This is a genomic window from Nocardia alba NBRC 108234 (genome assembly GCF_001612665.1).
In the GTDB taxonomy this organism is placed as follows: domain Bacteria; phylum Actinomycetota; class Actinomycetes; order Mycobacteriales; family Mycobacteriaceae; genus Nocardia; species Nocardia alba.
Genome location: NZ_BDAX01000022.1, coordinates 1 through 25,253, shown reverse-complemented (window position 1 = coordinate 25,253; position 25,253 = coordinate 1). Strand labels below are relative to the sequence as shown.

Below are 25,253 nucleotides of genomic sequence, written 5' to 3'. Positions count from 1 at the left end.
TGTTGTCCACGAACTGTGGACACCGCCATTTTCCCAGGTCATCACACGGATTCTGTTCGCGGTACCAGTTAGTTGCGGGGTTGGGGATCGGGGCTGACAAGGTAGTTCAGCACAGCGACATCCCCAAGTTGTTCCACACCTGCCAGGTGCAGCCTGCGCGCGGCCCCACCGGGGAACTGCCCCGGTCCCACGAAGCGCGGAGCCGCCGGATCGCCGACCAGGATCGGCGCGATCGCCAAGCGGATCTCGTCGACCAGGTCGGCCGCGAGGAAACCGGTGTGCATGCCGGTGCCCCCTTCCACCATCAGCCGGTGGATACCGCGCATGCCGAGGTCGGCGACGAGGGCCGCCAGCCCCACCCGCTCGCCGAGGCCGACCACCTCGGCGAGTCCGTCGAGCCTGCCGCCCAGCCGCCCGACGCCCGCGTCGGAGGTGTAGACGATCTTGTCGCCGCCGGTGTGCCAGAAGCGCAGCGCCGGATCGAGATCCCCGGAATCGGTGACGGTCACCTTCACCGGAAACTCCGGTTTGCCCGCCGACACCCGCGCGGCGCGGTGCTCGGCGCTGTTCACCAACAGGCGGGGGTTGTCGGTGCGCAGCGTGTGCGCGCCGACCAGGATCGCATCGGACTCCGCGCGGATCTGGTCGACCCGATCGAAGTCGGCGGTGTTCGACAGCAGCAGGCGCCGCGCGCTCGCGTCATCGATGTAGCCGTCCAGGCTCGCCGCCACCGAGAGGAGCACCCTCACGGTGTCCCCACCGACCGACGACGGCCCCCTCGGCCTCGATTCTTACCTCCGGCGTTCAGACCTTCGCTCCTTCGCACTGTCGGTTCAGCATCGAGGCGGGCCGCTACCGGGTCACCAAAGAGGCGACCTCCGCCTCCAGCGCGCGGACGAGCGTCTCCGACGGTCGCTCACCGCAGACCTCGAGCCAGTTGGCCAGCATCCGGTGGCCGCCCTGGGTGAGCACGGACTCGGGGTGGAACTGCACACCGTGGATGGGCAGCGTGCGATGACGCATCGCCATCACGATGCCGCTCTCGGTGTGGCCGACCACGACCAGCTCCTCGGGAATGGTTTCCGGGAGAACCGTCAGCGAGTGGTAGCGGGTGGCGGTGAACGGATCGGGCAGGCCGGCCAACACGCCGGACCCGAGATGGAAGACATCACTGGTTTTGCCGTGCAGCAGTTCGGGGGCCCGGTCGACGGTCCCGCCGAACGCCTCGCCGATCGCCTGGTGCCCGAGGCACACGCCGAGCAGCGGCTTGTTGTGCCGGGCGGCCGCGTGCACGAGCGGGATACTCGCGCCGGCGCGATCGGGACTGCCGGGACCGGGGCTCACCAACACGCCGTCGAAAGTCCCGGCTTCATCACCGACGGTGAGCAGGGTGTCCAGATCGTCCAGGCGGGGATCGTCATTACGCCAGACCACGACATCGGCACCAAGCTGGCCTAGGTACTGCACCAGGTTGAACACGAAGCTGTCGTAGTTGTCGACGACCAATACACGCATGCGTCGAGGGTACGGGAGTTGCGATAGCCTAGGCGTTACCTGTACTCCGAATTCGAGGACGACATGCCCAAGTCCAAGGTCCGCAAGAAGGCCGACTACACCCCGAGCCCTGCCAGCCGCACGCCGGTGAAGGTGAAAGCGGGGCCGTCGCCGGTCTGGTACGTCGCGATCATGCTGGGCTTCATGCTCGCCGGCCTGGTGTGGCTCATCGTCTACTACCTGGCGCAGGACCACATCGGCTTCATGCTCGATCTGGGCGCCTGGAACTTCCTGATCGGGTTCGGCCTGATGGTAGTCGGCCTGGTCATGACCATGCGATGGCGCTGATCGCAGCGGATTACACCCATGTTATTCATGCACACCTGTGGATAACCCTGTGCACAACTCGTGGATAGAGGGGCGAAAACCGCGTGAACGACGCACAACCCGTCTCGTGGTCGACGCCTATCGCGGGCCTGTTCGCCATCTCCGGCGGCGGAATCCTGCTGGTCGTGACCGCGATTCTCGCCCAGGACGGCCCGAGCAGGCTGCTCATCGGCCTCGCCGCGGCCGCCGTGCTGGCCATGTCCGCGCTCGGCATCCGCCAGCGCCCCCGGCTCACCATGGTTCCCGGCCGCGCGCCGCGCTTGGTGGTCGGCACACTCACCGGCCCGAAGGACTACCCGCTCGACCGGATCGACCGGATTCGCATGGTCTCCTACCGCCGCATCGGCCGTAAATCGGCGATGCTCGAGATCGATGTGCGCCACGAGGACACCGAGCGCCTGCTGATCTTCGGCCGCTGGGACCTCGGCACCAACCCCCACGACGTGTACGACGCCCTCGTCGTCAACGGCTTCGCCTCGGTGACCTCGGACTGACGTTGCTTCACGTGAAACAACGCCAGCCCGTCGGCCCTGTTCTCGGCGCCAGCCGCTATTCGACGGTCACGGACGAGATTATTACCGGCTCTTCCGGACGATCATTGCGGTCGGTCTTCACCGAGGCGATCGCGTCGACCACTTTGCGCGAATCGGGGTCGACCACCTCGCCGAAGATCGAGTGCTTGCGGTTGAGATGCGGCTGCGCGCCGACAGTGATGAAGAACTGTGAACCATTGGTCTCGGTGCCCGCGCCCGCATTGGCCATCGCGAGCAGATAACCGCGGTCGAAACGCAGATCTGGATGAAACTCATCGGCGAACTCGAAGCCCGGCCCGCCACGGCCGGTGCCTGTCGGGTCGCCGCCCTGGATCATGAACCCCGGGATGATCCGGTGAAAGACGGCGCCGTCGTAGAACGGACCATTTTCCGTCCCACCGGCATTGATGGTGGAGTACGGCGCGGTTCCATCGGCGAGACCGATGAAGTTGCGCACCGTCTTCGGGGCGTGGTTACCGAAAAGCGCGATCCTGATTTCGCCGTGGTTGGTGTGCAGAGTCGCCACGGACGTCTGGTTGGGTGAGGTCACGCAGTTATGGTGCCACGCGGCACGCCGAATCTGTTTGTGCCACAGTGGTCGAATGAAGCTTCGTAATCCGCTGCTCGCTTCGATCGCCGTCGCCGGGGTCGGTGCCCTGGCCTACCTGGCTCGCGCCAAGCGTCCCCAACTGCCGGAACCAGCCGCCGAGCCGCCGCGTCTGGGGTACTCCCGCAACGGCTCGGCGCACTAGCTCCGGCTTGTTCAGCGGCTGACCGACTTCTTGTACTGGATCTGCGCCAGCGGCACGAACACAACCAGGATGACCACGATCCAGATCAGGGACGTGGTCACCGGATGCTGCATCGACCACGCGTCCGAGGTCGGCGCCAACGGACTGGTGTTGCCGAACAGCTCACGCACCGCCTGGGTGACGGCCGACATCGGGTTCCATTCGGCGAAGATCCGTAGCGGCGTCGGCAGGGTGTCGATCGGCACGAACGCGTTGGACAGGAACGTCAACGGGAAGATCACCATGAAGCTGGCGTTGTTGAACACCTCCGGTGCCCGCACGAGCAACCCGACCACGGCCATCATCCAGGACAGCGCGTACGCGAACAGCAGCATCAGCGCGTAGGCGAGCACCGCGTCGAGGAACGACCCGCGGATACGCCAGCCGACGACCAAACCGGTCAGCGACATCACCACCAGGCTGACGATGTTGATCACCACATCACTGATGGTGCGACCGACCAGCACTGCCGACGACGCCATCGGCAGTGACCGGAACCGGTCGATGATGCCCTTCTGCATATCCTCGGCCAGGCCCGCGCCGGTGAACGAGGCGCCGAACACTACGGTCTGGACGAAGATGCCGGCGATCAGGAATTCGCGATAGCCGCCCTCCAGCCCCGGGACGCTGATCGCCGACCCGAAGACGTAGGCGAACAGCAGCACGAACATGATCGGTGACAGCGTCGTGAAGATCAGTACGTCGGGTACGCGCTTGATCTTGATGACATTGCGTTTGGCGATGGTGAGGCTGTCGCTCACCACTATCGACAGTCGTTCGCCGAGACCGGGGGTCTCCGCTTCGGTCTCGGCCAGCGTGGCGGTCATCGGTTCGTTCCTTCCACGGCGCCCGCGGACTCGCGTTCACCGTTGACGAGTTCTTCTGCCTCGTGCCCGGTGAGCGTCAGGAAGACGTCGTCGAGCGAGGGTCGCCGCAGGGCGACATCGTTGATGGCCACCTTGTGCTCGGTGAGTCTGCCGATAGCGGTGACCAGGTCCTGTGACCCGTCGGCGACCGGCACGATGAGCTTGCGCAGGCCGGGTTCGAGATGGATCTCGCCGTCGGCGAGGCCGCCGAGCACCTGCTGGGCGGCGGCGAGCTGATCGACGGTGGCGACGGTGAGCTCGATCCGGTCGCCGCCGACGAGGGCCTTGAGTTCGTCGGCGGTGCCGCGCGCGATCACCTTGCCGTGGTCGATCACCGCGATCGAATCGGCGAGGCGGTCGGCCTCGTCCATGTACTGGGTGGTGAGCAGCAACGTGGTGCCGCCCGCGACCAGCTCCTCGATGACGTCCCACAGGTCGAGCCGGGCACGCGGGTCCAGACCCGTGGTCGGCTCGTCGAGGAAGAGCACCGGCGGGTTGGCCACCAGCGCCCCGGCCAGATCGAGGCGTCTGCGCATACCACCCGAGTAGCCCTTCACAGGCCGGTCGGCGGCGTCGCTGAGGCGGAAGCGGTCGAGTAGTTCGCGGGCTCGCTCCTTACTGCGCTGGGTGCCGAGGTGGTAAAGCCTGCCGACCATTTCGAGGTTCTCGAAACCGGTGAGGTATTCGTCGACCGCGGAATACTGACCGGAGGCACCGATGTGTGACCGTAGGGCCTGTGGATTGTCGAGCACGTCGATACCGGCGACGGTGGCGGTGCCCTCGTCCGGAATCAGCAGTGTGGTGAGCACGCGAACAGTCGTGGTCTTTCCCGCGCCGTTGGGGCCGAGAAGCGCGGTGACGGTACCTTCCGGAACGGACAGGTCAAGTCCGTCGAGGGCGACGAGCTGCCCATACCGTTTGACCAGACCCTCGGCGACGATTGCGTCGGGCATGATTCTCCTGAAGTCGTGGTTGGCGATGGTGTGCCAAGTATTGCGCTACCCACCGACAAGTCGCATCCGAATTCCCGCGCGGCCGGGACGGCAGATGTACACGATTGTTCGACATGCCCAAGTGTCGCGACACGCGGCGAATCGGACTGAATTTTTGTGTCCCCACACGAACAAGACCGCCTGTTCGCTGGGTGGTCACCAACAGCGGGGCAAGAACATGTTCACCAGCGTTTCCGCGTAAAACCTTGCGTACCAGCCGATTCCGATCTTCGTAAGACACCTGACAAATGCCGGTAGCGCGAATCGGCCGCTCGCCACACCCCGGACCCGCGCCGACACCCCCGCCGACACCCGAAAAAACTCGCCAACTCGCCCAGCGCGCGTACACGGATTCCGCGCGTATCGCGTAGGATCGTTCAGGTCGGCCCCTCCCCCCCGGGCCGACCCTACGCGGGCCTCGGCTAACTCCCCCCCTTCGCCGAGGCCCGCTCCCCATTTTCCGGCAAGGTCGCAGCTCCGCAGATCAGCCGAAGCGCACTGCGGCGCCGGGCGTCACAGTCCGGCCACGTTCCGGCGATCACCCGGCAACCAGGGTTATCGTCGGCCCATGGTGCCTGGTCGTGGTGCGATCGCCGGGGTCGTCGTCTCGATGACGATCCTGGTCGGCTGTAGCGGATCCACCGACGACAGCGGATCCACCGACGACGCGAAAACCACCACGACGGCCACAGCCGAGCTCCCGCCGAATCAAGTCGCCGGTGTCGACCTGCCCGCCGACGCGGTCGGCAAAGCCATCGGACAGCTCGACGAACTGGCGGGCTCGCTGATGGAATCCAGCCGTATCCCCGGCATGGCCGTGGCCGTGGTGCACGGCGGAAAAACCGTGTATGCCAAGGGTTTCGGTGTTCGCGAGGCGGGCGCGCCCGACAAGGTAGACGCCGACACCGTCTTCCAACTCGCCTCGGTGTCGAAGTCGCTCGCCGCGACCGTCGTGGCCAACCAGGTCGGCACGGACGCCATCGAGTGGACGACCCCGGTGGTCGCCAATCTGCCGTCGTTCGCGCTGGCCGACCCCGCCACCACGGCCCAGCTCACCATCGGCGACCTGTTCGCGCACCGCAGTGGCCTGCCCGATCACGCGGGCGACCGCCTCGAAGACCTCGGCTACGACCAGGCCGCCATCTTCGACAAGCTGCGCCTGGAACCCCTCGATCCGTTCCGGATCACCTACCACTACACCAACTTCGGGTTCACCGCAGGCGCCGAATCCGTGGCCGCGGCGGCCGGGAAGGATTGGGCCCAGCTGTCCGCGGACGCCCTCTACACGCCACTGGGCATGCGCGACACCAGCTCTCGCTTCGACGACTTCCTCGCGCGGCCGAATCACGCGGTGGGACACGTGAACATCGACGGCGACTGGGTGGCCCGCTACGTGCGCGACCCCGACCCCCAGTCCCCCGCCGGCGGCGCGAGCTCCTCGGTGAACGACATGGCCCGCTGGCTCACGATGCTGCTCGGTGACGGCACGGCCGGCGCGACGACGATCGCCCCAGCCGAAGCGCTGCTGCCCGCCGTGACACCCCAGATCGTCTCGTCGCCGCCCACGTCCCCCACCGCGCGAGCGGGCAGCTACGGCTACGGCTTCAATGCGTCGGTCTCCTCTGCCGGGCGCACCACCACCAGTCATTCCGGCGCGTTCAGTCTCGGCGCGGCGACGAACTTCGTGGTGATCCCCTCCGCCGATGTGGCGATCGTCGCCCTGACGAACGCCGCGCCGCTCGGTATCCCGGAGACGCTGACCGCCGAGTTCGCCGATCTGGTGCAGTTCGGCGAGGTGCGCGAGGACTGGCGCGGGCTGTACCGCGAGGCGTTCGCCTCCGTCAACGCACCGGAAGGCGAGCTGTCGGGCAAGCCCGCCCCGGCGAATCCGGCTCCCGCGCAGCCCCTACCGACCTACGAGGGCACCTACGACAGCGCCTATTGGGGCCCTGCCACGATCGTGGCGACCGATACCGGACTGCGCCTGACCATCGGCCCCGAGCAGCGGACCTATCAGCTCCGCCACTGGGACGGCGACACCTTCGCCTTCGACCTGAGCGGCGAGAACGCCCCGCCCGGCAGCGTCACCTCGGCACGATTCGACGACGGCAGACTGACCATCGACTACTTCGACGAGAGCGGGCTCGGCACGTTCACCAGAACTAGTTGACAGAGCACGAGAACCAGTTGACAGATCAGGCCTGCGCGCGCCACGCGGTCGCCAGTCGCGCCGCCCTCACCTTGCCCGCGACCCCCAACAGCGGCACGTCACGCTCCCAGCGCTTCCTGACCTCCGGATCGACCGCTGCCCACAGCGGCTCCAGCTCGGTACGCAGCACGGTCAGCCGTTCGAAGATGCCACCGAGCGCGATGTGCGCACCCGGAGAGCTCGGATCCTCGCCACCGACCCCACGGACCGCCGCAAACAGCGCCAGCAGCTGTTCTACGGACCGTGCGGGCCACTGTCCTAGTCGGGCGACCCGAAGGAGTTGACCGAGCACAGCGGCCACCACATGCAGGTCCTCGACAGTCCGGAACGGCTTCAGGTAGTCGGTGTACCCGTCGCCGGGCAGCAACCCGCCCGGCGCCGCATCGAAAGTGACTTCGGCGTGCGGGATCTCCGGCGCGAACGGCAGCGCGGGCAGCGGCGTCACCGCGACGCGACCACCGGCCGCCACGAGCACGGCGCGCAGGACCGGCCTGCCGTCGGGCTGGGTCCCGGAGCGGGCGATCACCAGGAACCGATCGGCGAACGCGCCGAGCGTGGCGAAGGATTTGGTTCCGGTGACGCTGCCGTCCGCACCTACGGTCGTCGTCATCGTCGACGGTCGCGCGCCCGCGCCCTCGGTCGCGCACATCGAGGAGAGCTCGCCGGGGTCGAGCGAGGGAACCAGCGCGTGCAGGGCTTCCTGATATCCACCGAGGAATGCGGGACCTGTTCCCGCACCGTCGAATCCAGCGATCGCGGCCCGGTCGAGCGAACTCGCGAATTCCGTGGTTCTGGTGCGGTGTCGCGCCCAGTCCGCTGCGAAATCAGCCGAAACCGTGTCGGCGGGAGTGGCGGTGAGCAGGAAATCGAAAACCGAAGGATGTACAGCATTCACAGATGTGGAGCCTAGGGGAATCGAACCCCTAACCCCTGCCTTGCAAAGGCAGTGCTCTGCCAATTGAGCTAAGGCCCCTTACCGATCATCGACCGGTTGGCAATCCGAATCAGCGGGTGGTTACCTCGCGCCAGAGGTCTGCGTCGTCGCGCTTGCGGAATTTGTTGACACCGATGAGAACGGCGATCGCGACACCGACCATGAGGACAATCTTCATGATTCCCACCCTACTGTGCTGTTCGGGAGTGGGCCTAGGAGGACTTGAACCTCCGACCTCTTCGTTATCAGCGAAGCGCTCTAACCGCCTGAGCTATAGGCCCGAACTCATTTCGATCCCCGCCGGAGCAGTGAACCGCAACGAGAAACGAGGTTACCTTACCGTCCCGCTGATAACCAAAACGGCCGGTCAGACCCAGTTTCCTGGGACCGACCGGCCGTACCGGAAGACCTACTTCTAGTCGGGATCGGCCAGGGTTACCTGGATGCCACCGACCAGATCGCAGCACTGGTTGTAGATGAACACGCCAACCGTCGCCAACGCGGTGAAAAGCACCACATTGATCAGGCCGATCACGCCCGCGTAGCCGAACACCGTGCCCGCGTCGATCAGGCTCGACGAGCTGCCCTCCTGGTTCAGCATCTCGCCCAGCGAGTTGTCCAGGTTGTCCCAGACGCCCATGCCCGCCAGCACGATGTAGAGCAGGCCGACGGCCAGCATCCACACGAAGAACAGCGCGACACTGATCACCAGCGTGATCTTCAGGGTCGACCACGGGTCGATCCGGCGGATCTGCACGGTCGCGCGTAGTGGCTCACCCGACGCGGCGGCCGCGATGGCCACCGGAACCGCCGGCGAGACAGTGCCCACCGCGGCCGCCCGCGCACTCGGCCCCATGGGGTACTGGGGCGGCTGCGGCGCCATCGGCAGACCAGGGGGCGCCACCGGCGCCTCGGGTGCCGGATGGCGCACGTCGGACAGGTCGGGCATGTCCTTGACAAGTTCCGGACGCGCGATGCTGCGGGTCGGCCCGTCGATCCCGACGGACTTCACCATCGCCGCTTCCTTGCGAGCCGCCTTGGCCGCCAGGTCCGCCGTGGTGCGGGCGTTGGAGGCTCCGCTGCCCTTGAGGCCGCCGCCCGATGCCCCGGACGTCGGCCGCCCCTGGCTGGGCGATTCGCCGGGCCGGTACAGGTTCGACTGCGGTTCACGCTGCGGAAGCTGAGCCCACCCGTCCTGGTAGGGCGACGATTTGCTGCCCTTACCGTCGAACGAATCGGTCCCGGCCGCACCGGATTCCGGCGCCGCGCCCTCGGCCGGACCGCCCTGACGTGGGATCGGCCGCGGCGGGATCGGAGACGTGGCGATCCGCTCGGTGACGCCGTTGGTCTGGTTCCGATCGTCGTTCGACTGATTCGGTGTGGTCAATGGAATCCTCAGATCCGTTCGTTGCCGCCGCTATTTGGTGTGTTTACTCCGAAGCCACGTCGCCGAGGAGCTGATCGGGATCGGGCTCGTCGGCGTTGCGCGCGATCGCTAGCAAGGTATCGCCATCCGCGAGGTTCATCAATCGCACGCCCTTGGTCTGGCGTCCGGCCTTACGAACCTGCTTGGCTGCGGTGCGGATGACGCCACCACTGGAAGTGATCGCGTACAGCTCGTCCTCGTCGTCGACGATGAGCGCACCCACCAGGCTGCCACGTTTCGGGTCGTACTGGATTGTCAATACGCCTTTTCCGCCCCGGCCCTGCGCCGTGTACTCCTCGATCGCCGTGCGCTTGGCATACCCACCAGCCGTCGCGACAAGCAGATACGTCTCCAGACGCACCACGTTGAGCGAGAGCAATTCGTCGTCGGTGTTGAAGCGCATGCCCTGCACGCCGGAGGTCGCCCGACCCATCGGACGCAGGGCCTCATCGGTAGCGGCGAAGCGGATCGACTGGCCGTGCGCCGAGACCAGCAGCAGGTCGTCGTCGGACGAGCACAGCACCGCACCGACCAATTCGTCGTCGTCGCGCAGGTTCACCGCGACGATGCCGCCGGACCGGTTGGAGTCGAAGTCTGTGAGTTTGGACTTCTTCACCAGGCCCGCGCGTGTCGCGAGCACGAGGTACGGGGCGTCCTCGTAGGTCTTGAGCTGGATGATCTGGGCGATCTTCTCGTCCGGCTGGAAGGCCAGCAGGTTGGCCACGTGCTGACCGCGCGCGGTCCGGTTGGCCTCGGGCAGCTCGTAGGCCTTGGCCCGGTAGACGCGACCCTTGTTGGTGAAGAACAGCAGCCAGTCGTGCGTGGACGAGACGAAGAAGTGCTTGACGATGTCGTCCTGCTTGAGACCAGCGCCCATCACGCCCTTGCCGCCGCGCTTCTGCGAGCGGTAGAGGTCGGTCTTGGTGCGCTTGGCGTAGCCGGTCTCGGTGATCGTGACCACCACGTCCTCGCGGGCGATCAGATCCTCGTCGGCGACGTCACCGTCGGCGGCGATGATCCTGGTCCGGCGGTCGTCGCCGTACTTCTCGACGATCTCGGCCAGCTCGTCGCGCACGATCGCGCGCTGACGCTCGGGCTTGTCGAGAATGTCCTTGTAGTCGGCGATCTCGATCTCGATCTTGGCCAGATCGTCGATGATGCGCTGACGTTCCAGCGCCGACAGCCGGCGCAGCTGCATGTCGAGGATGGCGGTCGACTGGATCTCGTCGATCTCGAGCAGCTGCATCAGGCCGGTGCGCGCGGTGTCGGTGTTGGCCGCACCCCGGATCAGCGCGATGACCTGGTCGAGCATGTCCAGGGCCTTGACCAGGCCGCGCAGGATGTGGGCCCGCTCCTCGGCCTTGCGCAGCAGGTAGCGGGTGCGCCGGACGATGACCTCGAGCTCGTGATTCACGTAGTAGCGAATCATCTGGTCCAGGCGCAGCGTCCGCGGCACACCGTCGACGATGGAGAGCATGTTCGCGCCGAAGCTGGTCTGCAGCTGGGTGTGCTTGTAGAGGTTGTTCAGCACCACCTTCGCGACCGCGTCGCGCTTGACGGTGACCACGATGCGCATGCCGACACGGTCCGAGGACTCGTCGTGGATATCGGAGATACCCGCGATCTTCGCGTCCTTCACCTGCTCGGCGATGGAGTTGACGAAGTTGTCGGTATTGACCTGGTACGGCAGTTCGGTGATGACGATCGTGGTGCGACCACGCGCGTCTTCCTCGATCTCCACCACACCGCGCATGCGGATGGAACCACGGCCGGTGGTGTAGGCGTCGTGGATGCCCTGGCCGCCGACGATCAGGCCGTGCGTCGGGAAGTCGGGGCCCTTGACCCGTTCCATGCAGGCGGCGAGGGTGGATTCCTCGTCGGCCTCGAAGTTCTCCAGCGCCCAGTAGATGGCCTCGGCCAGCTCGTTGAGGTTGTGCGGCGGGATGTTGGTGGCCATGCCGACCGCGATGCCGTTGCTGCCGTTCATCAGCAGGGCGGGCACGCGTGCGGGCAGCACGGTCGGCTCCTGTGAGCGACCGTCGTAGTTCGGGACGAAATCGACCGTCTCCTGGTCGATATCGCGCAGCATCTCCATCGCGAGCGGCGTCAGGCGGCACTCGGTGTAGCGCATGGCGGCCGCGCCGTCGTTGCCGCGGGAACCGAAGTTGCCCTGACCGTCCACCATCGGGTAGCGCAGCGACCACGGCTGGGCCATGCGCACGAGGGTGTCGTAGATCGACGAGTCGCCGTGCGGGTGGTAGTTACCCATGGTCTCGGCGACCGGGCGCGCGGACTTCACATAGCCGCGATCGGGGCGGTAGCCGTTGTCGTACATCGCGTAGAGCACGCGCCGGTGCACCGGCTTGAGGCCGTCGCGCACATCGGGCAGCGCGCGGCCCACGATCACGCTCATCGCGTAGTCGATGTAGCTGTTCTGCATCTCGGTCTGGATATCGACCGGTTCGGTCCGGTCGCCCGCACCGCCGGACGGTGGCAGCGTGGTCTCAGTCATCAAATCTCCTTCGAGGGGCCGACATGCGAGCGGGCGCGCCGTGCGGCGCAGCGCCGCTTACACATCGAGGAAACGGACGTCCTTGGCATTGCGGGTGATGAAGCTGCGACGTGCCTCCACGTCCTCGCCCATAAGCACGGAGAACAGCTCGTCGGCCGCGGCCGCGTCGTCGAGCGTCACCTGACGAAGTACCCGAACCGCGGGGTCCATCGTGGTTTCCCACAGCTCCTTGGCGTTCATCTCGCCCAGGCCCTTGTAGCGCTGGATGCCGTCGTCCTTGTTGATCTTCTTGCCCGCGGCAAGGCCGGCCTCGACCAACGCGTCGCGCTCACGGTCGGAGTAGGCGAACTCGGGATCGGACCGCATCCACTTGAGCTTGTACAGCGGCGGCTGGGCGAGGAACACGTGACCGTGCTCGACCAGCGGGCGCATGAAGCGGAACAGCAGCGTGAGCAGCAACGTGGCGATGTGCTGACCGTCCACGTCGGCGTCGGCCATCAGGATGATCTTGTTGTAGCGCAGCTTGGCGATATCGAACTCGTCGTGGATACCGGTGCCGAACGCGGTGATGATCGACTGGACCTCGTTGTTCTTGAGGACGCGGTCGATGCGGGCCTTCTCGACGTTGATGATCTTGCCGCGCAGCGGCAGGATCGCCTGGTACATCGAGTCACGGCCCGACTTGGCCGAACCACCGGCGGAGTCGCCCTCGACGATGTAGATCTCGCACTTGCCCGGATCCTTCGACCGGCAGTCGGCCAGCTTGCCCGGCAGACCGCCCAGGTCGGTCGCCGACTTGCGACGCACCAGCTCACGCGCCTTACGGGCGGCCATCCGGGCCTGCGCCGAGGACACCGCCTTCTGCACGATGGTCTTCGCGTCGGCCGGGTTGGCCTCGAACCAGTGCTGCAGGTGCTCGTTGCAGGCACGCTGCACGAACGACTTGACCTCGGTGTTGCCCAGCTTGGTCTTGGTCTGGCCCTCGAACTGCGGCTCGCCAACCTTGACGCTCACGATGGCGGCCAGGCCCTCGCGGATGTCGTCGCCGGTGAGGTTGCCGTCCTTCTCCTTGAGAAGCTTCTTCTCCTTGGCGTACTTGTTGACCACCGTGGTGAGCGCCGCGCGGAAGCCCTCCTCGTGGGTGCCGCCCTCATGGGTGTTGATCGTGTTGGCGAAGGTGTGGACCGACTCGGAGTAGCCCGAGTTCCACTGCATCGCGACCTCGAGCTCGTGGCCGGTGCCCTTGACCGTGTAGCCGACGACCGAGTTGTGGATGGCCGACTTGGTGCGGTTGATGTGGCGCACGAAGTCCACCAGACCGCCCGGGTAGTGGTAGGTGCGGGTCTTCACCTTGTGCTCGGCCGCTTCCGCGGCGACCACCTCTGCGTCCTTGGGCGCCTCGGCGGTCTCGCTGACCACCTCGTCGATGACATCGCCCACGGCGACCCGCTCATCGGTGAGCTTGATGGTGAGGCCCTTGTTCAGGAAGGCCATCTCCTGCAGGCGCCGCGCCACGGTCTCGAAGTTGTAGGTGGTGGTCTCGAAGATGTCCGGGTCGGCCCAGAACCGCACCGTGGTGCCGGTGGCCTTGGTCGCCTCACCCTGCGCGAGCTTGCCGGGCTTGGCGTCCTTGTAGGTCTGGGACCAGTGGTAGCCGTCGACGTCGATCTCGACCTCGACCTTCGTGGAGAGCGCGTTCACCACCGAGATGCCGACACCGTGCAGACCACCCGACACCGCGTAGGAGTCGGAGTCGAACTTGCCACCGGCGTGCAGCTGGGTCATGACGACCTCGATCGTCGGCACGCCCTGCGCGTGCATCCCGACGGGGATGCCACGACCGTCGTCGATCACCTCGACGCCGCCGTCGGCGAGCAGGGTCACCTCGACCTTGGTCGCGTAGCCGGCCATCGCCTCATCGACCGAGTTGTCCACAACCTCCCAGATGAGGTGATGCAGACCGCGTTCACCGGTGGAACCGATGTACATGCCGGGGCGCTTACGCACCGCCTCGAGGCCTTCGAGGACCGTGATGGAAGAGGCACCGTAGCCTGAATTGTTGCCCGATGCGTTGGAGTCGTTGGCAGCCACTTCTCGGTAGCTCTCCTTACTTGCTGATCCCTGGCGCAGCGATCCGGGCAGCACGCGCACGGCTCGGACAGAGCCATCAGATATCACGGACTGCACAGCACGCGCCGAGGGTTCGCCGCTGGTTACGTCACCATCCTACTGGTAAGCCCAACTTACAGTGCACCTACGACACCCCTGGCTTCGCCGTGAATGCGAGAAATCGAACTGGCCCGCCTCTCCGCGTATTTTGGCCAGATTCAGGCGCGTGGAGAGGCGGTAACGCGGCAACCCTGTGCGGGTGGTCCGGTGGGGGCTCCGAAGTTATCCACAGGCTTTGTGCACATGTCCACAACTTCGGGCCCGCGAGCGGCGCGGACGCGACGGATCTCACCCCGGTCACCTCGCGGCTATCCGTAGGTGTCGCGGGGGCCACGGCCTTTGATGTGGCGATCGCCCTTGCGCCAGCTCGGTGCGGCGGGGCCGGTGATACGCAACGAGGTCACCACGCCGTGTCCGACGGCGGCACCGATCTTGGCCAGGATCTGACTCTGCAACATGCGCAACTGGGTGGCCCACGCGGTGGACTCGGCGGCGATCTTGAGCACACCGTTCTCCAGGGTCACCGGAGTGGCGTGAGAGGCGATGTCCTCACCGACGACGCGCGGCCAGCTGCCGAACACCGTCCCCTCGGCCACCTTGCCTGACCAGCCACGATTCTTCGCGAGTGTGCCACTGAGCGCGCCGAGGAGCTGGGGATCGCGAGCATCGGGACCCGCCCCCGACCAGCCGCTGCGACGTCTGCCGCCGGTTCGTAACTTGCGTACCGGCGATGCCCTGCCCTGCCCCACGGACTTGCCGTTGGCCTTGGCCGCGGCCCTCGCCTCCTCCAGCGCCCGGCGGGCCAGATCGATGCCACGCAGTTCCGGTGCGGGTTCTTCCGGCACGGGTTTCCGCCTTCCGGTATCGAGTGTGGATGGAGTCTACGCCGCGGCGCCGACGGGCTCGGCGAGCAGCGATCCGGCATATTTCCAGCATGTTGCCGGTTTTCCACAGGGTCTGGGGATAACTATCGCGATCTGTGCATATCTTCGGCGTGTTCGACGGCTTCGGTGACGATCTGTGAGGTACGGCGGTCCGCCTCGCCGGTCGTGTGCACACGTAACGGTTCGGCGGCCAGTTCCGACGGCACGTCCTCGGCCACCGCGGCCGTGATCAACACCTGCTCGGCCCCCGCGGCCACTTCCGCGAGCGCGGTGCGACGACGGCGGTCGAGTTCGGCGAACACGTCGTCGAGCAACAGCACCGGTTCGGAGCCTTCACCGCGCAACAGCTCGAACGAGGCCAACCGCAGCGCGAGAGCATACGACCAGGACTCCCCGTGACTGGCGAATCCCTTCGCGGGCGCGCTGCCGAGCAGCAACTCCAGATCGTCGCGATGCGGGCCGACCAGACAGACTCCGCGATCGAGTTCCCGGTTCCTGGCAGCGGCCAGCTCGCGCAGCATGATCTCGTGTAGCAGCTGCGCGTCGTCGGCCTCGGGAACCCTGGCCGGGTCGAGGAGCTCCGGCGGGAGATACCCGGAGCGGTATGTGATTGCGGCAGGACGGGATTCGGGTGCGATCGACCGATATGCCTGGGACAGATGGGGATACAGGTCGTGCACCAGGCGCAAACGTTGCGCGAGCAGCACCGCCGCGTGATCGGCGAGGTGCCCGTCCCACACGTCGAGGGTGCCCAGATCGGCACGTGAACGCGATTGGCGCCCAGCGGTTTTCAACAGCGCCGAGCGCTGCCGCAACACTTTGTCGTAGTCGGCGCGCACGCCGGCGAGTCTGGGCAATCTGGCTGTGGACAACTCGTCGAGGAACCGCCGCCGCTCCCCCGGATCCCCACGCACCAGCGCGAGATCCTCCGGCGCGAACAACACGGTCTGCAGAATTCCGAGAATCTCGCGCGAACGCCGCACCGGCGAGCGATTGATCTGCGCGCGGTTGGCGCTGCCTGCCTTGAGTTCCACATCCACCCGCAGCTCCCGGCCGGTGTTCACCACGGTGGCCCCGACCCTGGCCTGGGTGGCACCCATCCGGATCAGTGGCGCGTCGGCGGAGACCCGGTGCGAGCCGAGCGTCGCCAGATAACCGACGGCCTCGAGCAGATTCGTCTTGCCGTTGCCATTCGCCCCCAGGAACACGGTGCGCCCTGGGGACAACTCGAGATCGGCGTGTTCCCACGAACGGAAATCACGGACCGACAGCTCACGGATGAACATGTAGGCCTAGCCGCCCCCGCCTGCTCAGCCGGGCAGCCGGACCGGCATCAACAGGTAGATGTACTGGCTTTCCAACGCCGCGAACGCACCCGACTCGAGCACCTTGGGCTCCTCGTCGGAGGCGGGCAGCAGCACCGCGGGACGGCTGGGGGTGGTGAACCCGAAGGTCACCCGGTCGGTGTGCAGCGCGGCCAGGCCCTCGGTGAGGTAGCCGGGGTTGAACGCGATGGTGAGCGGCTCGCCGCGGAAATCGGCTTCCAGCCATTCCTCGGCCCGGCCCGCGTCGTCCCCACCCGCCGACAGCAGCACACCGTCTGTGGAGAACTCGAGCCGCACCTGGGCACCGCGCTCGGCCACCAGGGCGACACGCTTGATCGCCTCGGAGAGCACCGCGACGGGCAGTGTGGCGATGGAGGTGTGCTCCTTGGGGAGCAACTGACGGAACTTGGGGAATTCCGCGTCGAGCAGGCGGGTGGTGGTGCGCCGACCGCCGTTGACGATGCCGAGCAGGCCGTCGGCGCCGCCGCCGTTGCCCAGCGACAACTGCACGGGCGCCTCAGCGGCACCGAGGGTCTTGGCGGCCTCGGACAGCGTGCGCGCGGGAATGAGCACCGCGGTCTCGATATCGGAGCGGGTGGGCTGCCACTGCAGATGGCGCACAGCGAGGCGGAAGCGGTCGGTGGCGGCGAGCACCACGTCGTTGCCCTCGATCTCGACCCGGATGCCGGTGAGCATGGGCAGGGTGTCGTCCCGGCCCGCGGCGACGGCGACCTGGCCGACCGCCTCGGCGAACACATCGACGGTGAGTTCACCGGTCTGCTGCGGCACCTCGGGCAGTTGGGGATAGTCCTCGACCGGCATGGTCGGCAGGGAGAACTTCGCACTGCCACAGGCGATGAGCACGCGGGTGCCATCGACGGAGACGTCCACGGGCTTGTTCGACAGCGACTTGGTGATGTCGGCGAGCAGACGACCCGAGACCAGCACCTGGCCGGGACCGGCGACCTCGGCCGCGACGCGCATCTGTGCGGAGACCTCGTAGTCGAATCCGGAGACCGTCAGGCCGTTCTCGTCGGCCACCAGCAGCACACCGCCGAGAACGGGCACCGGAGGCCGCGACGGGAGGCTGCGCGCCACCCAGGCAACCGATTCGGCGAAGTCCTCTCGGGCGACCCGAAACTTCATGCTCGCAAGCTCCATCGCCCGATTTGTCCTCTCCGAGTTTCGAATCCGTGTGCGGGGGTGTGTCAGCGGAGTTGAACTGCTGTGTCGGCCGCGCCTTGAGTCTCGCACAACCAACCGACACCAAACGGTACCCGTGCGGTGCGCGAACTCCGCATCGACCCTCCCGGTTGATTTCCCGCTCGTCGAATCACCCCGCTCCTCCTTGCCCGCCTGTGAGTGAACGACCGCCCGACTCGAGCCTCCCCAACGGAGTTTCCACACACCCTGTTTTAAAAGAGTTCTCTCTAGAAGGAGAACTGAAGTAGTAGTAGGCACTGTGGAATTTGTGGATTTCCGCCGAATCCGCAGGTCAGAGAGCCTGATGGCATGGGGATGACCTTGGGGTGACTCGAGGATGAATCCGCGGTGGCTGTGGAGGCGTGAAGTTGTCCCCATTCCATCCTCGAGTTGTCCTCGAGTTGTTCCACCGGATTCACCCAGTTGTTCACACGTCGGGCCAGCCTGGTGGCAACGGTGTGGATTCCTCGAGGACTCCACAGGGACTCCTCGAGGAATCCACAGGCCCGATTCGGTGACATCGCAGGTCACCGCTAGTGCACAGGTGTTAGTAGAGCGTCTTGTGGATGATGTGGACAACTGCCTGTGCATGAACGCTGCACACCCTCGCCCAACACCCTGTGCACCGACCGGTGCACAAAGGTGTGGATTCCTCGAGGAATCCACAGGAATTCCTCGAGGAATCCACAGGGCAAAAAAGAACACCGCCCCAGGTCAGGGCGGTGTTCGGGGTTGTGGATGAAATCAGCGGGAGCGCTGTTTGATTCGGGCTGTGAGTTCTTGGACCTGGTCGTAGACCCGGCGCCGCTCGGTCATCTCCTTGCGCACCTTCTTCTCCGCGTACATCACCGTGGTGTGGTCGCGGCCGAACGCCTGCCCGATCTTGGGCAGCGACAGATCGGTGAGTTCACGGCACAGGTACATCGCGATCTGCCGGGCCTGCGCCAGCGGACGTGCCTTGCCCGGCCCGGTCAACTCCTCGAGCGTGGTGTTGAAGTACTCGGCGGTGACGGCCATGATCGTCGCCGCGTTGATCTCCAGCGCGGCTGTGTCGGGCATCAGATCACGCAACACCACCTCGGCCAGCGAGAGATCGAGCGGTTGACCGTTGAGCGAGGCGAATGCCGTCACCCGGATCAACGCGCCCTCGAGTTCGCGAATATTGCGCTCCACCCGGCTCGCGATCAGCTCGAGCACGTCGTGCGGCACATCGAGCCGGTCCATCCGCGCCTTCTTACGCAGAATCGCGATGCGCGTCTCCAGCTCAGGCGGTTGCACATCGGTGATCAGGCCCCACTCGAAGCGAGTTCGCAGCCGTTCCTCCAGGGTGGCCAGCTGCTTGGGCGGCCGATCCGAGGACACCACGATCTGCTTGTTCGCGTTGTGCAAGGTGTTGAAGGTGTGGAAGAACTCCTCCTGGATACCTTCCTTGCCCTCGATGAACTGGATGTCGTCGACCAGCAGGATGTCGGTCTCGCGGTAACGACGCTTGAACGCGACCTTGCGGTCGTCGCGCAGGCTGTTGATGAAGTCGTTGGTGAATTCCTCGGTGGAGACGTATTTCACCCGCATGCCGGGGAACAACCGCTGCGCGTAGTGACCGGCCGCGTGCAGCAGGTGGGTTTTGCCCAATCCCGAAGCGCCCCAGACGAACAGCGGGTTGTAGGCGCGCGCGGGCGCCTCCGCGATGGCGACCGCGGCGGCATGCGCGAAACGGTTGGACGCGCCGATGACAAACGTCTCGAACGTGTACTTGGCATTGAGACTGGCCGACGACGAGGACTGCGGCGCCGCCTCGGGCGACTTGTTGAAGTAGGTCGGCCAGTTGTTGCGGTTGCTCACCACCGGTTCGTCGTCGACCGGCTGTGCACCGGGCTGGCCGGGGAACGGCTTGTCCTTGCCCTCGGCGCTCGGCTCCTCGGCACGAGCGGCGGCGGGCTCCTCGGACGGTCTGCCGCGGTTCGGCGCGCGCTGCGGCGCCGGGTCGGGAGTGAACAGCGACTCCTGCCCGGAATGGTCGCGGCGCGGCGCGGCGCTCTGCTCGCGGCGGGCGGGCGGTGCGGTCTCGGGTACCCGCTGGTCCGGCCGCGCGCCACGGAACTCACCGCGGCCGCCGAACTCGGCGCCGGGATAGTCGGGTACCGGGTACGCCGCGCCCGGCTCGAAATCGGTGCCGCCGAACTCGCCGCGCTCGCCCTGGTATTCGGCGGGCTGACCGAAATCGGACGGCGCCTGCTGATAATCCGCCTGCTGGCCGTAGTCCGAGGGCGGCTGCTTGTACTCCGGCTGCTGGCCGTAGTCCGAGGCTGCCTGCTGGTATTCCGGGAGCTGGCGCAATTCCGACGGGTTCTGCTGGTACTCGGGCTGTTGCTGCTGGTACTCCGGTTCGGCCGGGTACTCGCGGTGCCCCGCGTAGTCGTTTCGCTCGCCGTACTCGCCGGCCTGCCCGGGGTACTCACGGCCGCCGTAGCTGTTGGAGTACTCGCCGTTGGCGGGATAGTCGGGCGAGGGCTGATAGTCGTTGCCGTACTCGCCGCCCTGGCCGGGGTACTCGCCCGCACCGTACCGCGGCCTGCCGTACTCACCACGGGCGGCGTAATCAGGAGCACTGAAATCGGGCCCGGGATAACCCGCGGGCGGGCGCACCTGCTCGCGCGGACGCTCCGGCCTGCTCGTCATCCTGGCGTGTCGGGGCGAACTACCGGCCCGCTCCCCCGCGGCCGGGCTCGGCGCGGCGATGCGCACCCCGAGTCCCTCCACCTGGGGACCCAGTCGGCGGGCGAGCGAGCGCAGGATCGGCTCGCGCAGATCACGCTCGATCGCCTCCTGCGCCAGCGACGACGGGACCGACAGCAACGCGAAACCCTGCGCGACGGTGAGTGGCTTCACCAGCTTCAACCAGGCCTGCTGCGCGCGACTCACCGCGGGGATGGCGCCGTCGGCAGAGCCGGTGGTGAGCTCGGCAACCACCTCCGGCCACACTGTGGCCAGCACGTTCTGCTCGTCGTCCATACAGCGTCCTCCCCGGACCGGTTTGTTGGGACCCACGGCCTTCGCGCACGCCGGAAAGCACCCGTGAACAGGTGTATTCCAGTGATCCTGCGTACAACCGAAGCCGGTTGGAACGCTGCGGTCCGGCGATCGGCGGACCACGGCGCGGGCACCGACGGCCTTACGAATATGCCACTGCGGCCGTCTGTCCACATAATTATCCACAGATGTGGACAAACCTGGGGATAAAGGAATTCTGCCAGCGTGTGGCAGCGAATGGGGCTGGACCTGCGGTTCTTCAGCAATCCCCCGGCTACAGAGGCTAGCTGGCCGCGCCCCACAATGCCAGAGGTGTGGAAGAACTCACGAAAAGTCGCTGCATGCGTCACTGTTGCCCGGGCGTGTCGTGCCTGGTCGGGCCGGGCACCGGGCAGGGTGCGGCGTCCGGTAGCCTTGACCACGTGCCGGTGACAGGTACGGGGGGCCGAGTTTGACCCGTCCCTTCGGGGTAAGTACCCTCGTACAGTCACCCCTTGGCGCGGTTGGCGGCTGTCTGCTGCACACCGATCGCCAAGGCAATCTGTGCGTAGACCGCGGTCCGCGGCGCAGACAAATCATTTGTACAGACTTCGGGCGCCGAATGGTGCCCACTTACTACAGGAGTGTTGACCGTGGCCAAGGGCAAGCGGACGTTCCAGCCGAACAACCGTCGTCGGGCGCGCGTCCACGGCTTCCGTCTCCGGATGCGGACCCGTGCGGGCCGCGCCATCGTTGCGGCGCGTCGCCGTAAGGGCCGTACCGAACTGACTGCCTGATCGCGCGTAGTCGGACGCTCGGGTGTTGCCTGAGCCGTATCGGTTGCACCACCGTGCCGAATTCTCCCGCACGGTGCGCCGCGGTCAGCGAATCGGGAGGCGAGATCTCGTCGTACACGCGCTCACGCACGGGTACGACGATGTCGCCGATGGCGATTCTCTGGTCCGCGTAGGTGGTCCTCGGTTCGGACTGATTGTCAGCAAGGCGGTGGGTAACGCGGTGGTTCGCCACCGGGTGGCCCGCCGCCTGCGTCATATGTGCGCCCAGGTTGTCGAAGAACTACCGGTCGGCACCGATGTCGTGATCCGCGCACTGCCCGGCGCCGCCACCGCCGATTCCGTCGAGTTGCTGCGCCAGCTGCGCACCGGCCTACGCAAGCTCGGCTTGCGCGGGGAACCGGAGCTCGCGCTCGGACGCACCTCGGCCGGTGAACGGTGATGAGGACCCTCACCCGCCTGCCCGCCAAAGCCCTGATCGCGCTGATCGAGCTGTACCGGACCTATGTCTCCCCCACCCGGATGCCGATCTGCCGGTTCACCCCCACCTGCAGTGAGTACGCGGTGACTGCCCTGCGCACCCGCGGGTTGGTCGTCGGATCGGCACTCACGGTCGTGCGGCTCGCGAAATGCGCGCCCTGGCACCCTGGAGGGTGGGATCCCGTGCCTGAGCGCGGGTCGAAAGCCTGCACACAGTCATCGCCAGTGCTGATCGGCGATACGAACGACGGGAGTACTTAGAGCCGTGCTCGACATCATCTATTGGCCGGTATCCGCAATTCTGTGGTTCTGGCACAAAGCCTTCGGGTTTGTGTTCGGGCCTGACAGCGGTCTCACGTGGGCACTGGCGATCGTGTTCCTCGTGTTCACGCTGCGCCTGGTGCTGTACAAGCCGTTCGTCAAGCAGGTACGCACAACCAAACAGATGCAAGAGCTGCAGCCTCAGATCAAGGAGCTGCAGAAGAAGTACAAGAACGACCGCGAGACCATGGCGAAGGAGATGCAGAAGCTCCAGAAGGAGCACGGCTTCAACCCGCTCATGGGCTGCCTGCCCGTCCTGGTGCAGGTGCCGGTCTTCCTCGGTCTGTTCCACGTGCTGCGCTCGTTCAACCGGACCGGCACCGGCTGGGGTCAGATCGGGATGTCCAACTACGACAACGCGCACACCGCGAACTACATCTTCAGCGCGGCCGATGTCCAGTCGTTCCTGAGTGCCCGCATCTTCGGTGCGCCGATCGCGGCGTTCATCACCGCGCCGCCCGAGCAGCTGGAAGCCTTCGCGGACTGGGGCGGCACGCCCACCAAGCTGAACATCGCGCTCGTCGCCGTCCCGCTGATGATCATCGCCGGCTTGGCGACCCACTTCAACGCTCGCGCGTCGGTGCAGCGGCAGACTCCCGAAGCCGCCGCCAACCCGCAGGCCGCCATCATGAACAAGCTGTCGCTGTGGGTTTTCCCGCTCGGCGTGATGGTCGGTGGCCCCTTCCTGATGATCGGCATCCTGATCTACTGGGTGGCCAACAACATCTGGACCTACGGACAGCAGCACCTGGTGTTCGGTCGGATGGAAAAGGAAGAGGAAGAGCGCAAGCAGAAGAAGCTGGAGCTGCGGTCGCAGAACGCGCCCAAGCCCGGTGCCAAGCCGGTCGACATCCGCAAGAAGCAGGATGCCCCGGCCGTCGATGACGAGCCGTCGGCGAACGGCACCGCGGCGACCAACGGCACCACTCCCAAACAGTCGGCCAAGCAGGGCGGTGGCAAGCGTAGGCCCGGCGGGCAGCAGCGGCCAGGTAACCGTGGCCGTGCGAACCAGAAGCGTAAGCGCTGAGACGCGATCGGATAGAGGGAATCCAATGACTGTTGAGACCGAAACCGACGGAGGGGACGCCACTGTGGCGACGACTGCTGTTGACGTCGTGAACGACGCCGAAGAAGCGTTGATCGAAGAAGGCGAGATCGCCGGCGACTACCTCGAGCAGCTACTCGACGTGCTCGACTTCGATGGCGATATCGACCTCGACGTCGAGGGCGACCGCGCCATCGTGAGCATCGATGGCGGGCGCGATCTGACCAAGCTCGTCGGCCGCAACGGGGAAGTGCTCGACGCGTTGCAGGAGCTGACCCGGCTCGCCGTGCAGCAGGCGACCGGCGTGCGCAGTCGGCTGATGCTCGATGTGGCCGGTTGGCGCGCGCAGCGCCGCGCCGACCTGAGCGAGATCGGCGTCGCTGCCGCGAAGCGGGTGCTGGAGTCGGGTGCGCCGGAGGCGCTGTCCGCGATGACTCCGTTCGAGCGCAAGATCGTGCATGACGCCGTCGCCGACATCGACGGCGTGGCGAGCGAGAGCGAGGGCGTCGAGCCGAATCGCCACGTGGTGGTAGTGCCCGAGTAGGCTGACTTCCGCCGCAACCACGAACAATGTGATTAGGCCTCCGGTCTCGGACCGGGGGCTTTTTCATTGCCATCACTCGGAAGGATGTTTCACGTGGAACGAGAACTGGGCGGGCTGTCCGACGAGCTGGAACCGCCCGCCGCCGCTGCCCGCGTGTTCGGTGACCGCTTGGACATCGCCCGGCGTTACTGCGCGGCACTGGCGACGGCCGGTGTGGAACGGGGTCTCATCGGCCCCCGTGAGGTTCCCCGGTTGTGGGAGCGTCACATCCTCAACTGTGCCGTCATCGGCGAACTGATCGACGAGAACTCCTCGGTGGTCGATATCGGTAGCGGTGCCGGACTTCCCGGGATCCCCCTGGCGATCGCTCGGCCCGACCTCCGGATCACGCTCGTGGAGCCGCTGCTGCGTCGGACGATCTTCCTGAGCGAGTTCATCGAAGAAGCCGGGCTGGATGTCACGGTGGTTCGTGGACGTGCCGAGCAGTCCGGGGTGATCAAGGAAGCCGGCGGCGCGGACGTGGTCACCTCGCGCGCGGTCGCTCCGCTGGCGAAGCTCGCGCACTGGTCGCTCCCCCTCCTTCGTGACCACGGTCGAATGCTTGCCCTCAAGGGAACGAGCGCTGCCGAAGAACTCGAGCGCGACGGTGCCGAGCTGATTCGTGACGGGGCTACTGATCTCCGTGTCGTGGGGTGTGGTGCGGGCATTGTGGAAGTTCCCACTCTTGTTATCAGTGCTGAGCTTCTCCCCCGTTCTGAGCGTCCGAGTCGTCGGAGTGAACGTAAGGCTGCCGGGGCGGAGAAGAAGGCTCGGAAGCGTCGGGAATCCTGATCGGGGTTCAGTTTCTTTTTGTCAGCCGGGTTGTGCGTTTCGTAACGTGACGTATCTTGCTGTGGGTCGTTGTATGGGGTTGGGGCGGCTCTATTTTCTTTGGGGTTTCGCGTTTGTTGGGTAGGTGGGTTTCGCTTGGATGTTTGTTGGGTGGGTTTCGATGCGGGTGTTGGGTGTGGGCAAAGTTGATCGGTGTCCGTGGGGCTGATCTTCGGTTTGGGGGTTGATGGAGTCGCTTGAGCGCGGTTGATCGATTGTGGGGGTGTCGGTGTATGTCGTGACCTATGTCGGCGGGTGGGTGCCGATCCGTGCTTTGCTTCCGTCACCGTCACCGTCACCGTCACCGTCACCGTCACCGTCACCGTCACCGTCACCGGGCGGAACGCGATTCGGCTCTGCGTGCCGAACAAGTGTGGTTTCACGTGGAACTTGGATTGGTGTGGCGGTGGGGATTGGGCGCGGTGGTGTGTGGGGGTGGCTGGGATTTTTGATTGGTAGTCCCAG

At 66.1% G+C, this 25,253-nt stretch carries 24 protein-coding genes and 2 tRNA genes; 10 read left to right on the top strand and 16 right to left on the bottom strand.

The genetic code is table 11. The annotated features are described in order from the left end of the window. Positions 1–68 precede the first annotated feature (68 nt). Together NA12_RS23690 and NA12_RS23685 are read right to left on the bottom strand one after the other, a co-directional pair. A complete protein-coding gene (locus NA12_RS23690) occupies positions 69–749 on the bottom strand; it encodes a RibD family protein (RefSeq protein ID WP_067455473.1) in 681 nt (226 codons plus the stop codon). Positions 750–852: 103 nt separating this feature from the next. Next, positions 853–1,515, bottom strand: coding sequence for an aminodeoxychorismate/anthranilate synthase component II (locus tag NA12_RS23685; protein ID WP_067455470.1), 663 nt, complete (start codon positions 1,513–1,515; stop codon positions 853–855). Between the two features lie 63 nt (positions 1,516–1,578). Between NA12_RS23685 and crgA the strand changes: the two genes are divergently transcribed. Together crgA and NA12_RS23675 are read left to right on the top strand one after the other, a co-directional pair. Continuing rightward, on the top strand, positions 1,579–1,842 hold the full coding sequence (gene crgA / locus NA12_RS23680; protein WP_067455468.1) for a cell division protein CrgA: 264 nt from the start codon (positions 1,579–1,581) through the stop codon (positions 1,840–1,842). A gap of 83 nt (positions 1,843–1,925) precedes the next feature. After that, the gene (locus NA12_RS23675; RefSeq protein ID WP_067455465.1) at positions 1,926–2,375 is read left to right on the top strand and encodes a PH domain-containing protein; all 450 of its coding nucleotides are present in this window, start codon (positions 1,926–1,928) and stop codon (positions 2,373–2,375) included. A gap of 55 nt (positions 2,376–2,430) precedes the next feature. Here the strand turns inward: NA12_RS23675 and NA12_RS23670 are convergent, their stop codons facing one another. Next, positions 2,431–2,964: a peptidylprolyl isomerase gene (locus NA12_RS23670; RefSeq protein ID WP_067455462.1), complete on the bottom strand. Its 534-nt coding sequence runs from the start codon at positions 2,962–2,964 to the stop codon at positions 2,431–2,433. A 52-nt stretch (positions 2,965–3,016) separates the two neighbouring features. Here NA12_RS23670 and NA12_RS34210 point away from each other — a divergent pair, with 52 nt between their 5' ends. Continuing rightward, on the top strand, positions 3,017–3,166 hold the full coding sequence (locus NA12_RS34210) for a hypothetical protein (RefSeq protein WP_165914765.1): 150 nt from the start codon (positions 3,017–3,019) through the stop codon (positions 3,164–3,166). Positions 3,167–3,177: 11 nt separating this feature from the next. Here NA12_RS34210 and NA12_RS23665 read toward each other — a convergent pair whose 3' ends face one another. Together NA12_RS23665 and NA12_RS23660 are read right to left on the bottom strand one after the other, a co-directional pair. Further along, positions 3,178–4,032, bottom strand: a complete 855-nt coding sequence (locus tag NA12_RS23665; protein WP_067455459.1) for an ABC transporter permease — start codon at positions 4,030–4,032, stop codon at positions 3,178–3,180. Further along, positions 4,029–5,024: an ATP-binding cassette domain-containing protein gene (locus NA12_RS23660; RefSeq protein ID WP_067455456.1), complete on the bottom strand. Its 996-nt coding sequence runs from the start codon at positions 5,022–5,024 to the stop codon at positions 4,029–4,031. Before NA12_RS23660 ends, NA12_RS23665 begins: the two co-directional genes overlap by 4 nt. Positions 5,025–5,631: 607 nt before the next feature. Here NA12_RS23660 and NA12_RS23655 point away from each other — a divergent pair. Then, on the top strand, positions 5,632–7,233 hold the full coding sequence (locus NA12_RS23655; RefSeq protein WP_067455453.1) for a serine hydrolase: 1,602 nt from the start codon (positions 5,632–5,634) through the stop codon (positions 7,231–7,233). A 25-nt stretch (positions 7,234–7,258) separates the two neighbouring features. On the opposite strand, the gene NA12_RS23650 is transcribed toward NA12_RS23655, so the two are convergent. The 11 genes from NA12_RS23650 to dnaA form a co-directional block, all read right to left on the bottom strand. Next, on the bottom strand, positions 7,259–8,167 hold the full coding sequence (locus tag NA12_RS23650) for an acyl-CoA dehydrogenase middle domain-containing protein (protein ID WP_067455450.1): 909 nt from the start codon (positions 8,165–8,167) through the stop codon (positions 7,259–7,261). Between the two features lie 5 nt (positions 8,168–8,172). After that, a tRNA-Ala gene (locus NA12_RS23645) sits at positions 8,173–8,245 on the bottom strand. Between the two features lie 31 nt (positions 8,246–8,276). After that, positions 8,277–8,384: a DLW-39 family protein gene (locus NA12_RS34450; protein ID WP_218017147.1), complete on the bottom strand. Its 108-nt coding sequence runs from the start codon at positions 8,382–8,384 to the stop codon at positions 8,277–8,279. A gap of 29 nt (positions 8,385–8,413) precedes the next feature. Further along, positions 8,414–8,487 (bottom strand) — tRNA-Ile (locus NA12_RS23640). Positions 8,488–8,621: 134 nt separating this feature from the next. Then, a complete protein-coding gene (locus tag NA12_RS23635; RefSeq protein ID WP_067455447.1) occupies positions 8,622–9,593 on the bottom strand; it encodes a DUF3566 domain-containing protein in 972 nt (323 codons plus the stop codon). 43 nt (positions 9,594–9,636) lie between these two features. Beyond that, the gene (gene gyrA / locus NA12_RS23630; RefSeq protein WP_067455444.1) at positions 9,637–12,144 is read right to left on the bottom strand and encodes a DNA gyrase subunit A; all 2,508 of its coding nucleotides are present in this window, start codon (positions 12,142–12,144) and stop codon (positions 9,637–9,639) included. Positions 12,145–12,201: 57 nt separating this feature from the next. Continuing rightward, entirely contained in the window at positions 12,202–14,235 is a 2,034-nt protein-coding gene (gene gyrB / locus NA12_RS23625; protein ID WP_067455441.1) for a DNA topoisomerase (ATP-hydrolyzing) subunit B, read from the bottom strand. A 386-nt stretch (positions 14,236–14,621) separates the two neighbouring features. Then, entirely contained in the window at positions 14,622–15,158 is a 537-nt protein-coding gene (locus tag NA12_RS23620; RefSeq protein WP_067455437.1) for a DUF721 family protein, read from the bottom strand. Positions 15,159–15,280: 122 nt separating this feature from the next. Next, positions 15,281–16,483, bottom strand: a complete 1,203-nt coding sequence (gene recF / locus NA12_RS23615) for a DNA replication/repair protein RecF (protein ID WP_067455434.1) — start codon at positions 16,481–16,483, stop codon at positions 15,281–15,283. 24 nt (positions 16,484–16,507) lie between these two features. Further along, positions 16,508–17,683: a DNA polymerase III subunit beta gene (gene dnaN, locus NA12_RS23610; protein ID WP_067455431.1), complete on the bottom strand. Its 1,176-nt coding sequence runs from the start codon at positions 17,681–17,683 to the stop codon at positions 16,508–16,510. A gap of 786 nt (positions 17,684–18,469) precedes the next feature. Further along, entirely contained in the window at positions 18,470–20,737 is a 2,268-nt protein-coding gene (gene dnaA, locus NA12_RS23605) for a chromosomal replication initiator protein DnaA (protein WP_067455428.1), read from the bottom strand. Between the two features lie 650 nt (positions 20,738–21,387). Here dnaA and rpmH point away from each other — a divergent pair. The 6 genes from rpmH (at position 21,388) to rsmG (ending at position 24,749) form a co-directional block, all read left to right on the top strand. Then, the gene (gene rpmH / locus NA12_RS33275; RefSeq protein ID WP_082843828.1) at positions 21,388–21,531 is read left to right on the top strand and encodes a 50S ribosomal protein L34; all 144 of its coding nucleotides are present in this window, start codon (positions 21,388–21,390) and stop codon (positions 21,529–21,531) included. 22 nt (positions 21,532–21,553) lie between these two features. Next, positions 21,554–21,970, top strand: coding sequence for a ribonuclease P protein component (gene rnpA, locus NA12_RS23600; protein ID WP_067455425.1), 417 nt, complete (start codon positions 21,554–21,556; stop codon positions 21,968–21,970). Next, complete coding sequence (yidD, locus tag NA12_RS23595; RefSeq protein ID WP_067455422.1) at positions 21,970–22,269, top strand: membrane protein insertion efficiency factor YidD; 300 nt, start codon at positions 21,970–21,972, stop codon at positions 22,267–22,269. Before rnpA ends, yidD begins: the two co-directional genes overlap by 1 nt. A 4-nt stretch (positions 22,270–22,273) precedes the next feature. Further along, the gene (gene yidC / locus NA12_RS23590) at positions 22,274–23,356 is read left to right on the top strand and encodes a membrane protein insertase YidC (RefSeq protein WP_067455419.1); all 1,083 of its coding nucleotides are present in this window, start codon (positions 22,274–22,276) and stop codon (positions 23,354–23,356) included. 25 nt (positions 23,357–23,381) lie between these two features. Further along, positions 23,382–23,918: a Jag family protein gene (locus NA12_RS23585; protein ID WP_067455416.1), complete on the top strand. Its 537-nt coding sequence runs from the start codon at positions 23,382–23,384 to the stop codon at positions 23,916–23,918. Positions 23,919–24,002: 84 nt separating this feature from the next. Beyond that, entirely contained in the window at positions 24,003–24,749 is a 747-nt protein-coding gene (rsmG, locus tag NA12_RS23580) for a 16S rRNA (guanine(527)-N(7))-methyltransferase RsmG (RefSeq protein ID WP_067455413.1), read from the top strand. The last annotated feature ends 504 nt before the right edge of the window (positions 24,750–25,253 follow it).